Annotated in this window: 12 protein-coding genes; 2 read left to right on the top strand and 10 right to left on the bottom strand. The window is 72.1% G+C overall.

The window, feature by feature from the left end; translation table 11 throughout:
* Positions 1 to 29: 29 nt before the first annotated feature.
* The 9 genes from ACIRBX_RS27480 to ACIRBX_RS27440 all read right to left on the bottom strand — a co-directional run bounded on the left by ACIRBX_RS27480 (position 30) and on the right by ACIRBX_RS27440 (position 12109).
* Positions 30 to 1232 carry an acyl-CoA dehydrogenase family protein gene (locus ACIRBX_RS27480; protein ID WP_402300521.1) on the bottom strand — a complete coding sequence of 401 codons (1203 nt, stop codon included), beginning with the start codon at positions 1230 to 1232 and terminating at the stop codon, positions 30 to 32.
* 128 nt (positions 1233 to 1360) lie between these two features.
* Positions 1361 to 1858: a MaoC family dehydratase gene (locus tag ACIRBX_RS27475; protein ID WP_402300519.1), complete on the bottom strand. Its 498-nt coding sequence runs from the start codon at positions 1856 to 1858 to the stop codon at positions 1361 to 1363.
* 1 nt (position 1859) lies between these two features.
* On the bottom strand, positions 1860 to 2822 hold the full coding sequence (locus ACIRBX_RS27470; protein WP_402300517.1) for an HpcH/HpaI aldolase/citrate lyase family protein: 963 nt from the start codon (positions 2820 to 2822) through the stop codon (positions 1860 to 1862).
* Positions 2823 to 2845: 23 nt separating this feature from the next.
* Positions 2846 to 4870 carry a protein meaA gene (locus tag ACIRBX_RS27465; protein WP_402300514.1) on the bottom strand — a complete coding sequence of 675 codons (2025 nt, stop codon included), beginning with the start codon at positions 4868 to 4870 and terminating at the stop codon, positions 2846 to 2848.
* A complete protein-coding gene (ccrA, locus tag ACIRBX_RS27460; protein WP_402300513.1) occupies positions 4870 to 6207 on the bottom strand; it encodes a crotonyl-CoA carboxylase/reductase in 1338 nt (445 codons plus the stop codon). Before ccrA ends, ACIRBX_RS27465 begins: the two co-directional genes overlap by 1 nt.
* 346 nt (positions 6208 to 6553) lie before the next feature.
* Positions 6554 to 7465 (bottom strand): TetR family transcriptional regulator, encoded by a 912-nt coding sequence (locus ACIRBX_RS27455; RefSeq protein ID WP_402300511.1) that lies wholly within the window; start codon positions 7463 to 7465, stop codon positions 6554 to 6556.
* Between the two features lie 194 nt (positions 7466 to 7659).
* Positions 7660 to 9435 (bottom strand): 3-hydroxyacyl-CoA dehydrogenase family protein, encoded by a 1776-nt coding sequence (locus ACIRBX_RS27450; RefSeq protein WP_402300510.1) that lies wholly within the window; start codon positions 9433 to 9435, stop codon positions 7660 to 7662.
* 416 nt (positions 9436 to 9851) lie between these two features.
* Positions 9852 to 11348 carry an MFS transporter gene (locus ACIRBX_RS27445; protein WP_402300509.1) on the bottom strand — a complete coding sequence of 499 codons (1497 nt, stop codon included), beginning with the start codon at positions 11346 to 11348 and terminating at the stop codon, positions 9852 to 9854.
* A 119-nt stretch (positions 11349 to 11467) separates the two neighbouring features.
* Entirely contained in the window at positions 11468 to 12109 is a 642-nt protein-coding gene (locus tag ACIRBX_RS27440; protein ID WP_402300507.1) for a TetR/AcrR family transcriptional regulator, read from the bottom strand.
* Positions 12110 to 12357: 248 nt separating this feature from the next.
* Here ACIRBX_RS27440 and ACIRBX_RS27435 point away from each other — a divergent pair, with 248 nt between their 5' ends.
* Complete coding sequence (locus tag ACIRBX_RS27435) at positions 12358 to 13698, top strand: glutamine synthetase (protein WP_402300505.1); 1341 nt, start codon at positions 12358 to 12360, stop codon at positions 13696 to 13698.
* Positions 13699 to 13898: 200 nt separating this feature from the next.
* Here ACIRBX_RS27435 and ACIRBX_RS27430 read toward each other — a convergent pair whose 3' ends face one another.
* Complete coding sequence (locus ACIRBX_RS27430; protein WP_402300503.1) at positions 13899 to 14552, bottom strand: CGNR zinc finger domain-containing protein; 654 nt, start codon at positions 14550 to 14552, stop codon at positions 13899 to 13901.
* 177 nt (positions 14553 to 14729) lie between these two features.
* Here ACIRBX_RS27430 and ACIRBX_RS27425 point away from each other — a divergent pair, with 177 nt between their 5' ends.
* Entirely contained in the window at positions 14730 to 15272 is a 543-nt protein-coding gene (locus ACIRBX_RS27425) for an HPP family protein (protein WP_402300502.1), read from the top strand.
* Positions 15273 to 15314: the final 42 nt, after the last annotated feature.

Genomic DNA, 15314 nt, shown 5'->3' with positions numbered 1-15314 from the left:
GGTACACGCCCTACGGTCCGGACCTGCGGTCAGTCCGCGATGCGGTACTCCTCCAGCAGGCGGCGTCCCACGATCATCTTCTGGATCTCCGCCGTACCTTCACCGATCAGCAGCATCGGGGCCTCCCGGTAGAGGCGCTCGATCTCGTACTCCTTGGAGAAGCCGTAGCCGCCGTGGATGCGGAACGAGTCCTCCACGACCTCCTTGCAGTACTCGGAGGCCAGGTACTTGGCCATCCCGGCCTCCAGGTCGTTCCGCTCGCCGCCGTCCTTCTTGCGGGCGGCCATCACCATCATCTGGTGCGCGGCCTCGACCTTGGTGGCCATCTCGGCCAGCTTGAACTGGATCGCCTGGTGCTCGGCGATCCTCTTGCCGAAGGTGGACCGCTGCTGGGCGTAGGAGATACCCAGCTCGAAGGCGCGGCGGGCCACCCCGCAGCCGCGGGCGGCCACGTTGACCCGGCCGACCTCGACGCCGTCCATCATCTGGTAGAAGCCCTTGCCCGGGACGCCGCCGAGGATGCGGTCGGCCGGGATCCGGACGTCCTGGAGCACCAGCTCGGTGGTGTCGACGCCCTTGTAGCCCATCTTCTCGATCTTGCCGGGCACGGTCAGGCCCGGGACGGTCGGGTTCGGTCCGAAGCCCGGCGTCTTCTCGACCAGGAAGGTGGTCATGTTCTTGTACGGGGTGGAGCCGCCCTCGTCGGTCTTGCAGAGCACCGCGACCAGGGTGGAGGTGCCGCCGTTGGTCAGCCACATCTTCTGGCCGTTCAGGACGTAGTGGTCGCCGTCCCGGACGCCCTTGGTGGAGATCGCCGCCACGTCGGAGCCGAGGCCCGGCTCGGACATCGAGAAGGCGCCGCGGATCTCGCCGGCCGCCATCCGGGGCAGGAAGTACTCCTTCTGCTCCCGGGTGCCGTGGGCGTTGATCATGTGGGCCACGATGAAGTGCGTGTTGACGATGCCGGAGACGGACATCCAGCCGCGCGCGATCTCCTCGACCACCAGGGCGTAGGTGAGCAGGGACTCGCCCAGGCCGCCGAACTCCTCGGGGATGGTCAGGCCGAACAGGCCGAGCTGCTTCATCCCCTCGACGATCGCGGTCGGGTACTCGTCCTTGTGCTCCAGCTCGGTCGCGACCGGGATGATCTCCTTGTCGACGAAGTCCCGCACGGTGGCGAGGATGTCCCGCTGGATCTCGGTCAGGCCGTCGGTCTGTGCGAGGCGTCCCATCGTGCGGCTCCAGGAAAGGTCTGAGGGTGGTGGGAGTTGCGGGCCCCGCAGGCGTGACTCTGCGGGGCCCGTGGACCGGGAGAGGGGCCGATGACGGCGGCTCCTCGGCCGGGGTCTGGGAGGCCGCTCTAGGAGAGCGGCTCGGGGCGGCCGGGCTGGTCGCCGCCGCGCTCCTTCAGGTATTGCTCGGTCGGCACCATCACCTTGCGGCGGAAGACGCAGACGACCGTGCCGTCCTGCTTGTAGCCCTTGGTCTCGACGTACACGATGCCCCGGTCCGGCTTGGAGGTCATGTTCTTGTCGAGCACCACGGTCTCGCCGTAGAGGGTGTCGCCGTGGAAGGTCGGCGCGATGTGCCGCAGCGACTCGATCTCCAGGTTGGCCAGCGCCTTGCCGGAGACGTCCTCGACGCTCATCCCGAGCAGCAGCGAGTAGATGTAGTTGCCGACGACGACGTTCTGGCCCTGCACGGTGGTGGTCGCGTAGTTGGCGTCCATGTGCAGCGGGTGGTGGTTCATCGTCAGCAGGCAGAAGAGGTGGTCGTCGTACTCGGTGACGGTCTTGCCGGGCCAGTGCTTGTAGACCGCGCCGACCTCGAACTCCTCGTAGGTGCGTCCGAACTGCACGTCAGGCCTCCGGGATCTCGAACTTGGAGGTGCGCTGCAGGCCGGCCGCCCGGCCCTTGCCCGCGATGACCAGGGCCATCTTGCGGCTGGCCTCGTCGATCATCTCGTCGCCGAGCATCGCCGAGCCCTTGGCGCCGCCGGCCTCGGAGGTGCACCAGTCGTAGGCGTCCAGGATCAGCTCGGCGTGGTCGTAGTCCTCCTGCGAGGGCGAGAAGATCTCGTTCGCCGCGCCGACCTGGTCCGGGTGCAGCACCCACTTGCCGTCGAAGCCGAGGGCGGCGGCGCGGCTCGCGACCTCGCGGTAGCCCTCGGGGTTGCGGATCTGCAGGAAGGGCCCGTCGATCGCCTGGAGGTCGTGCGTCCGGGCGGCCATCAGGATGCGCATCAGGATGTAGTGGTAGGCGTCGGCCGGGTAGCCGGGCGGCTGCATGCCGACCACCAGGGACTTCATGTTGATCGAGGCCATGAAGTCGGCGGGGCCGAAGATGATGGTCTCCAGCCGGGGCGAGGCGGCGGCGATCTCGTCGACGTTCACCAGGCCCTTGGCGTTCTCGATCTGCGCCTCGATGCCGATCCTGCCGACCTCGAAGCCCATGGTCTTCTCGATCTGGGTGAGCAGCAGGTCCAGCGCCTTGACCTGGGTGGCGTCCTGCACCTTGGGGAGCATGATGCAGTCGAGGTTCGGGCCGGCGCCCTCGACCACGGTGATGACGTCCCGGTAGGTCCAGTGCGTGGTCCAGTCGTTGACCCGGACGACCTTGGTCTTGGTGCCCCAGTCGCCGTTGTTCAGCGCGTCCACGATGTGGTGCCGGGCGCTCTCCTTGACCAGCGGGGCGCAGGCGTCCTCCAGGTCCAGGAAGACCTGGTCGGCCGGCAGGCCCTGGGCCTTCTCCAGGAAGCGCGGGTTGCTGCCCGGGACGGCCAGACAGGAGCGGCGGGGGCGCAGACGGTTGACGTTGCTCATGAGGGTGGGTCAGTCCTTCCGGTTCAGCCGGTCGCGGCGGTCGAGGTCGCGGCCCAAGGCTGGAGCCTGTTGGCCAGCCGGATCTCGTCGACGATCCGGCCGATGATGGTGGTGATGCCGAAGTCCTTCGGGGTGAAGACGGCGGCGACGCCGGCGGCCTTGAGGGCCTCCGCGTCCGCAGCCGGGATGATGCCACCGACGATCACGGGGACATCCTCCACCCCCGCCCGCCGCAGCCGGGAGAGGACGTCGGGTACCAGCTCCGGGTGGGCGCCGGAGAGGATCGACAGGCCGACGCAGTGCACGTCCTCCGCGACGGCGGCCGAGACGATCTGCTCCGGCGTCAGGCGGATGCCCTGGTAGACCACTTCGAAGCCCGCGTCGCGGGCCCGGACGGCGATCTGCTCGGCGCCGTTGGAGTGCCCGTCCAGGCCGGGCTTGCCGACCAGCAGGCGGAGCTTCCCGGTGCCCAGCTCGGCGGCCGTGGCGGTGACCGCCTCGCGGACGGCGGCCAGCTCGCCGCCGGGCTCGGCCGGCACCGCGACGGGGGCGCCGCCGACCCCGGTGGGGGCGCGGTACTCGCCGAACACCTCGCGCAGGGCGAAGGCCCACTCGCCGGTGGTGACCCCGGCGCGGGCACAGGCGAGCGTGGCGGGCATCAGGTTGGCCGTGGTGGTGGCGGTCTCCTTGAGGGCCGCCAGGGCGGCCTGGGCGGCCGTCTCGTCCCGCTCCCGGTGCCACTGCTGAAGGGCCGTCAGGACGGTCCGCTCGGAGGCCGGGTCGACCACCATGATGGCGGTGTCGAGGTCGGCCGTGAGCGGGCTCTCCTCGGTGGACTCGAAGCAGTTGACCCCGACGATCTTGTCCTCGCCGGACTCGATCCGGGCCCGCCGGGCGGCGTGCGAGGAGACCAGGTTGGACTTCAGGTAGCCGGACTCGACGGCCGGGATGACGCCGCCCATCTCCAGCACCTTGGCGATCTCCGCCTCGGCGCCGGCCAGCAGCTCGGCGGTCTTGGCCTCGATCACCGCGGAGCCGTTGAAGATGTCGCCGTACTCCAGCAGGTCGGACTCGAAGGCCAGCACCTGCTGGATGCGCAGCGACCACTGCTGGTCCCAGGGCCGGGGCAGGCCCAACGCCTCGTTCCAGGCCGGGAGTTGGACGGCCCGGGCGCGGGCGTCCTTGGAGAGGGTGACGGCCAGCATCTCCAGCACGATCCGCTGGACGTTGTTCTCCGGCTGCGCCTCGGTCAGGCCCAGCGAGTTGACCTGCACGCCGTAGCGGAACCGGCGCTGCTTGGCGTCCTCGATGCCGTACCGCTCGCGGGTGACCTTCTCCCAGAGCAGCGAGAAGGCCCGCATCTTGCACATCTCCTCGACGAAGCGGACGCCCGCGTTGACGAAGAAGGAGATCCGGGCGACCACCTCGCCCATCCGCTCGGCCGGCACCTGGCCGGAGTCGCGGACGGCGTCCAGCACCTCGATCGCGGTGCACATCGCGTACGCGATCTCCTGGACCGGGGTGGCCCCGGCCTCCTGGAGGTGGTAGCTGCAGATGTTGATCGGGTTCCACTTGGGGATGTGCCCGACCGTGTAGGCGATCATGTCGGTGATCAGGCGCACCGAGGGGCCGGGCGGGAAGACGTGCGTCCCGCGCGACAGGTACTCCTTGACGATGTCGTTCTGGGTGGTGCCGGTGAGCTTGGTGACGTCCGCGCCCTGCTCCTCGGCGACCACCTGGTAGAGCGCCAGCAGCCACATGGCGGTGGCGTTGATGGTCATCGAGGTGTTGGTCCGCTCCAGCGGGATGCCGTCGAACAGCGTCCGCATGTCGCCGACGTGGCCGACCGGGACCCCGACCCGGCCGACCTCGCCGCGGGCCAGCACGTGGTCCGAGTCGTAGCCGGTCTGGGTGGGCAGGTCGAAGGCGACCGAGAGGCCGGTCTGACCCTTCGCCAGGTTCTTCCGGTAGAGCGCGTTGGAGTCGCTCGCGGTGGAGTGGCCCGCGTACGTGCGCATCAGCCAGGGGCGGTCCCGGTCGGCGGCCATCAGATGTTCCTGAAGCGGTTGATGGCCGGCAGGTGCTTCTCGCGGAGCTCGGCGTCCCGGACGCCCAGGCCCTCCTGCGGGGCCAGGCAGAGCACGCCGACCTTGCCCTGGTGCTTGTTGTGGTGCACGTCCAGGGCGGCCTGGCCGGTCTCCTCCAGGGTGTAGACCTTGGAGAGGGTGGGGTGGATCTTGCCCTTGGCGACCAGCCGGTTGGCCTCGAAGGCCTCGCGGTAGTTGGCGAAGTGCGAGCCGACGATGCGCTTGAGCGACATCCACAGGTAGCGGTTGTCGTACTGGTGCATGAAGCCGGAGGTGGAGGCGCAGGTGACGATGGTGCCGCCCTTGCGGGTGACGTAGACCGAGGCGCCGAAGGTCTCGCGGCCCGGGTGCTCGAAGACGATGTCCACGTCCTCGCCGCCGGTGAACTCGCGGATCTTGCCGCCCAGGCGCTTCCACTCGCGCGGGTCCTGGTTGTTATCGTCCTTCCAGAACCTGTAGCCCTCGGCGGAGCGGTCGATGATCGCCTCGGCGCCCATGGCGCGGCAGATGTCGGCCTTGGCCTCGCTGGAGACCACGCAGATCGGGGTGGCGCCGCCGGCCAGTGCGTACTGGGTGGCGTACGAGCCGAGGCCGCCGCTGGCGCCCCAGATCAGCACGTTGTCGCCCTGCTTCATGCCCGCGCCGTTCTGCGAGACCAGCTGGCGGTAGGCGGTGGAGTTGACCAGGCCCGGGGAGGCGGCCTCCTCCCAGGTGAGGTGCTTGGGCTTGGGCAGCAGCTGGTTGGTCTTCACCAGGGCGATCTGGGCCAGGCCGCCGAAGTTGGTCTCGAAGCCCCAGATGCGCTGCTCCGGGTCCATCATCGTGTCGTTGTGGCCGTCGGGGGACTCCAGCTCGACCGAGAGGCAGTGCGCGACGACCTCGTCGCCGGGCTTCCAGGCGTTGACCCCGGCGCCGGTGCGCAGCACCACGCCGGCCAGGTCGGAGCCGAGCACGTGGTACGGCAGGTCGTGACGCTTCGTCAGCGGCGAGAGGCGGCCGTAGCGCTCCAGGAAGCCGAAGGTGGAGACCGGCTCGTAGATCGAGGACCAGACGGTGTTGTAGTTCACCGAGCTGGCCATCACGGCGACCAGGGCCTCGCCCGGGCCGAGCTCGGGCAGCGGCACCTCGTCGAGGTGCAGGGACTTGCGGGGGTCCTTGTCGCGGCTCGCCTGGCCGGCGAACATCTGCTCCTCGTCCTTGTGGAGCGTGACCGCCCGGTAGGACTCCGGCAGCGCGAGCCCGGCGAAGTCCGCCGAGGTGCTGTCGGGGTTGAGGATCGCGTCGAGGATTTCCTTCATGGCTGCCTCCGAAGGCGTACCTGTGTGAGGGCGCACAGGGCGTCTGGGGGAGCCGGGAGCGGACACCGGCTTCGCTGTGGTCGGTCTGGGTGGGTTTGCTGCGAGAAGTCTGCTGGCTGCGACGGCTGGTGGTGTCGCACCTGGCACGGCGCGCCGAGGTGGGGAGCCGCGGCGCCGCGCTGGTGAGCAACAAGGTAGTGGCACCCTGTGCCACTCGTAAAGACACCGCGTGCCACCAGTTCGAGTGAACCAGCACACGTTCGCCGGCGCCCGTCGGCGGGCACGGCGAAGGCCCGTCCCGGGATCCCGGGACGAGCCTTCGGTACTGCTCTGACCTGCGGTGACGTCAGGATGCGGGAGCGCTGAGGGCTGCCTTGATCCGGTCCACCACCTGCTCCAGCGGGGCGTCGGTCCGGGTGACTGTGATGAGCACCTCACCTCCGCCGCCCCCTGGTGCGGCACCGAGTGCACCCGCCGTGATGACGTCGAAGGACGAGGACGGTGTCACAGTGGCACCGGGTGCCACACCCGTGCCGCGCCGCCTCGTGCCGTTCGGCGCGGTGGCCCAGAAGGTGCCCCGGATGACGTCGAAGGAGTGGTCCAGCTGGGCCTCCACGTCCCCCGAGCCGCCGGCCCGCAGCCAGCGCCGGAGCACGTGGTTGTGGGCCGCCACCACGGCCGCCGCCGAGACCTCGGCCAGCATCGAGTCGTCGTCCCCGCCGCGCTGCCAGCCCGGCGGGATCTCCTCGGCCGCGTCGAAGCGGCCCAGCAGGTAGCGGGTGAACAGCCGCTCGTACCGGGAGACCACCGCGATCTCCCGCTCGCGCAGCGCCGGGACCTGACGGATCAGCTGGTACCGGGCCACCGAGACGCCCGGGGTGGAGGCGTACATCCGGAGCACCTCCTTGATGCCCCGGCAGACCACGTCCAGCGGGTGCTCCTCGGCCTCCGCACTGGCCAGCAGGTCGGCCACCCGGACCAGGGTGTCGTCGTGGTCCGGGAAGATCGCCTCCTCCTTGGACCGGAAGTACCGGAAGAAGGTCCGCCGGGCCACGCCGGCGGCGGCGGCGATCTGGTCGACGGTGGTCTCCTCGTAGCCCTGGGAGGAGAACAGGTCCATCGCGGCGGTCGCCAGGTCCTGGCGCATCTGCAGGCGCTGGGCGGCGGCCCGGCGGCTGCCGGCCCCGCTCTCGGGGGCCGTCCGGCCGCCCTCCGGCCGCTCCGGGGCTGACGTTTCGGATGACTGTTCCCGGTCCATGCCCGGAACGCTACACGTACCGGGTGGTCCGCCCGCCGGCTTCGGCCGCCGCAGCGGCGGCACCTGGCCGGCCACCGCCGGACGCGGCCAGCGTCCGCCGGTGGCGCCGGGGCCCCAGGCGGGCCGGACGGCGCGCACCGGGGCGGCCGGCCGGCCCTCGGGGAGCGGTGCCCCGGCGGCCGGTTGACGGCCCGTCACCGGCGGAGGTGGTCGCGGAAGCCGCGACCGGTCTTGCGGCCCAGGCAGCCGGCCGCCACCAGGTGCTCCAGCAGCGGGGCGGCGGCCAGGCCGGGCTCCCGGAACTCCTGGTGCAGCACCTTCTCGATGGTCAGCGAGACGTCCAGGCCGACCACGTCCAGCAGCTCGAACGGACCCATCGGGTAGCCGCAGCCGAGCTTCATCGCGGTGTCGATGTCGTCCACCGTGGCGTAGTGCTCCTGGAGCATCCGGACGGCGTCGTTGAGGTACGGGAAGAGCAGCGCGTTGACGATGAAGCCGGCCCGGTCGCCGCACTCCACCGGGTGCTTGCTCACGCTCGCGCACAGCTCCAGCACGGTGGCGGTGACGTCGGGCGCGGTCAGCACGGTGGAGACCACCTCGACCAGCTTCATCGCCGGGGCCGGGTTGAAGAAGTGCATCCCGATCACGTCCTGCGGCCGGGAGGTGGCGCTCGCGCAGCTGATCACCGGCAGGGAGGAGGTGGTGGTGGCCAGCACCGCGCCCGGCCGGCAGATCTTGTCCAGGGTGGCGAACAGCTCGCGCTTGACCGCCAGGTCCTCGGCCACCGCCTCCACCACCAGATCGGCCTCGGCCAGCTCCTGGTACGAGCCGGCCGGGGTGACCAGGGCCAGCGCGGCGTCCCGCTGCTCCTCGGTCAGCCGGCCGCGCTTGACCGAGCGCTCCAGCGAGCCGGCCAGCTGCGCCTTGGCGGCGTCCGCCTTGGCCTGGCTGCGGGCGGTCAGCACCACCGCGTACCCGGCCTTGGCGAACACCTCGGCGATGCCGGTGGCCATCGTGCCGGAGCCGCAGACGCCGACCGTGCGCACCTCGCGCCCGGCCGGGCGCTCGACGGCGGCGGCGCCGGCCTCGGGCACCACCCGGGAGGAGCCGGGGGCCTGGTAGGTGTAGAAGCCGCGCCCGGTCTTGCGGCCCAGCAGCCCGGCCGCGACCAGCTGGCCGAGGATCGGGGCGGGGGCGTGCAGCCGGTCCCTGGACTGCTCGTACATCGCCTCCAGCACGGTGCGCGCGGTGTCCACGCCGATCAGGTCGAGCAGCGCCAGCGGGCCCATCGGCAGGCCGCAGCCCAGCCGCATGGCGGCGTCGATGTCCTCCCGGGTGGCGTACCTGGACTCGTACATCGCGGCGGCCTGGTTGAGGTAGGCGAACAGCAGGCCGTTCACCACGAAGCCGGCCCGGTCCCCGGCCGCCACCGGCTCCTTGCCCAGGTCGCGGGCGAACTCGGCGGCGTCCTCGGCGACCTGAGGCGCCGTCAGCACGGTGCGGACCACCTCGACCAGCTTCATGGTGTGCACCGGGTTGAAGAAGTGCAGGCCGAGCACCCGCTCCGGGCGGCTGGTGGCGGCGGCGATCCGGGTCACCGAGAGCGCGGTGGTGCCGGTGGCCAGCACCGTCTCCGGCGGGCAGATCCGGTCCAGCTCGGCGAACAGCTCGCGCTTGAGCTCCAGCTGCTCCGGGACCTCCTCGATCACCAGGTCGGCGGTGGCGGCGGCGTCCAGCTGGTCGCCGACCGAGACCAGCGAGAGCAGCGCGGTGCGCTGCTCCTCGGTCAGCCGCTCCCGGCGGACGGCGGCGGCGGTGGCCTGCTCGATCCGGGCCAGCGCGGCGGCGGCCTCGGCCGGGCCGGCCTCGATGCCGATCACCCGCCGGCCACTGCGGGCGACCGCGACGGCGATGCCGGCACCCATGGTGCCGAGGCCGACCACGGCGACGGTGGGGAAGGGACGCTCCATTGTCCTGACTCCTTGTCATGGGAGCCGCGCCGCCCTCCCCGGCCCGGCGCACGGCTCGTCGTCGAGCGGCGGCCCCGGAGGGCTGGGCGGGGGAGGAGGGTGTGGCGGCGCGGTGGCGGGAGATGACGGTTGCGGCGTCACGCGGGCAGGCCGGTCCGCTCCGGCTCTGACGGTGAACTGCCGTGGTGCTCAGGCGCACTGAGAAGATGGCGACCCAGGTGAAGGTCCCGTTGCCGGGTCCGCGCGAGGTGCGATGGCACGGGCGGACGCGGCCCCGCCGGTGCGGCTCCCGAAGCCCGGCGGTGGTGCGTGCGGTCACTGTAGCGAAGTTACCCCGAGGTAGGAAGGGTGCGGGCGGGGGAAACGCGAAGGCCCCGCCTCCCGGAGGGAGGCGGGGCCGGACGGGGCGCGTCGGGTCAGTGCACCAGCACCGGGACGGCGTCCTCCTGGGCGGAGCCGGGGGCCGGGGCCTCGGGCTTGCCCGTGTTGATCAGCACGCCGGCGATCGCGGCGGCCAGCACCATGATCCCGAAGGACCACCAGATGGCGGTCTGGAAGCCGTGCACCATGCCGCCGAGCTTGTACAGCTCGGGGCCGGAGGCGGCCTGGGCGACGTTGTCCTTCAGCCAGGCGGTGGTGGAGCTGGCCGCGATGGTGCTCAGCAGCGCGGTGCCGATGGCGCCGCCGACCTGCTGGGAGGTGTTGACCATGGCCGAGGCCACGCCCGCGTCCCGCGGCTCGACGCCGTGGGTGGCCAGGCTCATGGCCGGCATGAACGAGGTGCCCATGCCGAGGCCCATCAGCACCAGGCCGGGGAGGATCAGGGTGGCGTACTTGGTGTCCACGTCGATCTGGGTGAGGATCAGCAGGCCGACCGAGGCGGTCAGGAAGCCGGGCACCATCAGCAGGCGCGGCGGCACCTTGGTCATCAGCCGGGCACCGATCTGGGTGGAGCCGATGATCATGCCCGCCACCATCGGCAGGAAGGCCAGGCCGGTGGTGACCGGGGTGTACTTCAGCACGACCTGCAGGTAGTAGGTCAGGAAGAGGAACAGGCCGAACATGCCGATCACCGCGACGCCCAGCGCGGCGTAGACGCCGCCCCGGTTCCGCTCGGTGACCACGCGCAGCGGCAGCAGCGGGGCGGAGACCTTGCTCTCCACCACCACGAAGGCGGCCAGCAGCACGGCGGCGGCGATGAACAGACCGATCGTCAGGCCAGCGCTCCAGCCGTCCTTCTCGGCCGTGGTGAAGCCGTAGACCAGGGCGACCAGGCCGCTGGTGACCAGCAGCACGCCGGGGACGTCGAGCTTGTTGCGGTTGCGGCTCCCGGCCGGCTCGCTGATCACCAGCACCGCGCCGGCTATCGCGACCAGGGCGAACGGGATGTTGACGTAGAAGGTCCAGCGCCAGTTCAGGTGCTCGGTGAGCAGACCGCCGAGGATCAGGCCGATCGCGCCGCCACCACCGGCGATGGCGCCGTAGATGCCGAAGGCCTTGGCGCGCTCCTGGCCGGAGGTGAACATCACCGCGAGCAGCGAGAGCGCGGCCGGCGCGAGCAGCGCGCCGAACACGCCCTGCAGGGCGCGGGCGCCGAGCAGCATGCCGGTGTTGACGGCGGCGCCGCCGAGCGCGGAGGCCAGCGCGAAGCCGACCAGGCCGACGATGAAGGTGCGGCGGCGGCCCCAGAGGTCGGCGACCCGGCCGCCGAAGAGCAGCAGCGAGCCGAAGGCCAGCGCGTAGGCGGTGATCACCCACGAGCGGTTGCCGTCGGAGATGCCGAGGTCGGCCTGGGCCCAGGGCAGGGCGATGTTCACGACGGTGGCGTCGAGGACCACCATCAGCTGTGCCAGGCCGATGAAGGCCAGGGCTTGCCAGCGGCGCGGGTCGGGCGCCGTGTTGGTACCGGACAAGGGGTTACCCACTTAGGTGCGAGAGCGTGCGAAAGACGAGCGGTGTGCTGGGACTGGGACGAAGTCACGGGACGCGCTCGGGCTCTGGCCGGGCGCGGGTTTCCGGTGGAACGTCGGTGCTACGGGCGCTTGAGGTCCTCCAGGGCCGCCGGACGGCCGGGCAGTTCGGAGCGGGCCGGGGCCCGCATGCCGTCCAGCAGGAGCATCAGGTGGCGGCGGGACCAGCCCCCCGCCGTGAGGCAGCCGGTGCCGGGCAGCGGCCTGGTCAACTGGGTCACCGCGACAAGGTAGTCGCCGACACCGACATCGGTGCGGAACACCCCGGCCCGCTGGGCCCGGGTGATCACCTCGGTCACCAGGGTCATCAACTCCTGGCCGGCCTCGGCCAGTTCGGGATGCTCCGGATCGGCGTGCTCGCTGACCAGCGGGCAGAGCGCGCTGATCTGCTCCTCCGCGCTGGCCATGGTGAAGCGCACCACGGCGTCGAAGGCGTCCGCCTCCTCGGCCATCGCGGCCCGGGCGTGCTCGGAGACGCGGCGCATCACCGAGCAGGCGACGTGGTGGACCAGCTCGCGCCGGTCGGCGAAGTTCCGGTAGACGGTCGCGTTCCCCACCCCGGCCCGGCGGGCGATCTCGTCGAGCGGGACGTCGGGTCCCAGCTCCACGAGCGCCTCGCGGGCCGCGGTGATGATCCGCTCCCGGTTGCGGGAGGCGTCGGCCCGCAGTCGTGGTGCACTCGCCCTGGTGGCGGTGACGGTCATCGGTCCGGCTCCTCTCCGTGCCCCCGTTACCGGGGACGGATTCCCCGGATGTTCTGAACATAGCGTCAAACGGGGAGGCTGTCCCCGGATATTTCGGCCAGGAGTGTGTGCTGCGTCACGTCTGCTGCCGCACTCCTTGACAGGGCCCGGCCACTGTGACGGAGCCGCTACCCGATGGAGTGGCACCGCACCGCCGGAGGAGTGACACCGGCCGGGCGGCGGGCCCGGGCGCGGGCAGCATGGGCGCCATGAACAGCGCACCCTCGCGCGCCGAGCGCGCCGCCCGGGCCCGTCTCGTCGCCTCCCGGCTGACCGCCCAGGGCGTGGACGGGGTGGCCGTCAGCTGGGTGGACAACTCCGGGATCGGCCGGGTGAAGACCTTCCCGGTCGGGCAGTTGGAGCACGCCGCCGAGTGGGGCGTGGGCGCGGCGCCGTGCTTCGACGTCTTCCTGCTGGACGACTCGGTCACCTCCAGCCCCTTCACCCGGGGGCCGGACGGCGACCTGCGGCTGGTGCCGGACCTGGACCGCCTGGTGCCGCTGGCCGCCCAGCCCGGCTGGGCCTGGGCCCCCGCCGACCGGTACGCGCAGGACGGCACCCCGCACCCCGGCTGCCAGCGCCGGTTCGCGGCCCGGATGGTGGACGCCGCCGCCCGGCGCGGTCTGACCCTGAGCACCGGCATCGAGGTGGAGTGGGTGGTCACCGACCCCACCGGTGCCCCGGCCACCACCGCCCCCGCGTACGGGATGCACCGCTTCGCCGACTTCTCCGACTACCTGCGCGACCTGCTCCGGGCGCTCGGCGAGCAGGAGTTGACGGTGCTCCAGCTCCACCCCGAGTACGCGCCGGGCCAGTTCGAGGTCTCGGTCGCCCCGGACGGACCGCTCGGCACCGCCGACACCACCGTGCTGGTGCGGCACACCGTCCGGGCCGTCTCGGCCCGGCACGGCCTGCGGGTGAGCTTCGCCCCCGCGCTCTCCCCGGAGGGCGTGGGCAACGGCGGCCACCTGCACCTCAGCCTCTGGCGGGACGGCCGCAACCTCGGCGCCGGCGGCGGTGGCCCGTACGGGCTGCACCCCGCCGCCGAGCACTTCCTGGCCGGGGTGCTGGACCACCTGCCGGCCCTGCTGGCGCTGGGCGCCCCGAGCGCCGCCAGCTACCTGCGGCTGCGCCCGTCCCGCTGGTCCGGCCCGTACCGCTGCTGGGGCCTGGAGAACCGGGAGGCCGCGCTGCGGCTGATCACCGGCTCCACCGCCCGGCAGGCCAACGCCGAGGTGAAGTGCTTCGACGCCACCGCCAACCCCTACCTGCTGGTCGGCGGGGTGATCGCGGCGGGGCTGGACGGGCTGGACGCGGGCAAGCCGCTGCCCGGCGAGGTGAGCGGCGATCCGGCCGAGCTCGGCACCGTGGAGCGGCTGCCGGCCGGGCTGGACGAGGCGGCGGACGCCTTCGAGGTCTCGGTGGTGCTCCGGGAGGCGCTCGGCGCCCAGCTGCACGCGGCGGTGCTGGCGGTCCGTCAGGCGGAGGCCGGGATGTTCGCCGACCGGGCCCCGGAGGAGGTCATCGCGGCCACCGTCGGCCGGTACTGAGCGCGGACCGGCCCGACCGCCGCACCGCGTACCCGGCCTGACGCCGTGTCGAAACGCCTACCTCCCGGTAATGCCCCGTTCGTTGCTCACAGCTGACGGAGAGCGGGCGCCGTCCTGGCCGCACCCCGGGACGGCTCCCTAGTGTCGTTGGTGAAGGAACCAACGGACCGGAGGAGAGAGCGCCATGGGCGTCAGAGGCGTCAGGGGGTAGGGGCGGCCGGCTCGCGCAGCCGCTTGCTGTGCCGGGCGACCCGTACCCGGTTCCCGCAGGCGGTGGTGCACCACTCCCGGCGGGCGTGGCTGCGGACGAAGTAGAGGATGCAGCCCGGTGCCCGGCAGGCCCGGAGCTGCTCGGCGGCCGGTCCGGTGAGCAGCTCGACGCCGGCGGCGGCGATCTCGCCGAGCGCGACCAGTCGCAGGTCCGGCTCGGTCCACCGGGGCGCCGTCCCGGTGCCGCCGGGGGCGAACTCCAGCCATCCGGCGGCCAGTCGGGCGGTGCGGTTCACCGTGTCCAGGGCGGCCGGCGGCGGTGCGGCCTCGGACACCCGGGCGGCCGAGAGCTCGCGCAGCGCCGCGCGCAGCTCCAGCAGCCGGGCCAGGTGGTCGGAGTCGGCGGGCTGCCGGTCCAGCAGCCGGGCCAGCTCGGGGCGCAGCCGTGCGCCGAGCCGGGGCAGGCAGGCCCGCAGCCAGTCGTCCAGGTCGGCCGGTCCGGTCAGGGCGTCCACCAGGCTGCCCCGGGTGCCACCGTGCACGTAGGTGGTGTTCACCAGGTCGAGAGCGAGCGGCTCGCCGGTCAGCGGCAGCCGGTCGACCGCCGTCGGAGTGCTGCTGCGCTGCCGCGTCGTGCTGCTCATGGTCCCCATCATGCCTTTCCGCCGGTCCCGTTCGAACCGTCCCGACGTCGTCCGGTCCGGTTCCGGTCTCCGGGACGTGAGATGCCCGCGCCTCCAGCTAATGTGTAGCATGCCGAAAAAGCATTAGCAGAGACTCAGGCAGCAGCAGCGTCCGCGACGATCCCGATGGAGCCCGTCATGACCAACCTCTCCGCCCCGCCGGTGGCGGCGCCCGCCGCACCCGTCACACCGAGCCGGCTGGCGAGCAAGGCACCGGCCCGGCCCGCCCTCTCCGCGGTCACCGTCGGCACGGCCGGCTCGGTCGCGGCCCTGGTGGCCCTGGTCGCGATCGGCGTCGGCCTGCACCAGACCGTGCTCATCCCGCCGCTGGCGGCCAGCGCCGCGCTGGTCTTCGGCGCTCCCGCACTGCCGCTCTCCCAGCCCCGCAGCGTGATCGGCGGCCAGCTGATCTCCGCCCTGGTCGGCTTCCTGGTGCTGGCCGTGGGCGGCAGCTCGATGTGGGCGGCCGGGGTGGCCGGCGGTCTGGCGCTGGGCGCCATGATGCTGGCCCGCACGCCGCACTCGCCGGCCGCCGCGACCGCCGTGATCGTGGTGCTCACCCGGCCCCACCCGGTGACCTTCCTCGCCCTGCTGGCGCTGGCCACCGTGGTGCTGGTGCTGGTCGGCATCGTCGCCGGGCGCAGTGGCCGGACCGCGCGGTACCCGAGCTACTGGTGGTAGGCCGCACCACCCGCTGAGCCTCCGTCCGACCCTCCCGACCGC

It is taken from the genome of Kitasatospora sp. NPDC096147 (assembly GCF_044763225.1).
In the GTDB taxonomy this organism is placed as follows: domain Bacteria; phylum Actinomycetota; class Actinomycetes; order Streptomycetales; family Streptomycetaceae; genus Kitasatospora.
Note: the sequence above shows the minus strand (reverse complement) of the source record. Positions and strands in the feature narration are given on the sequence as shown.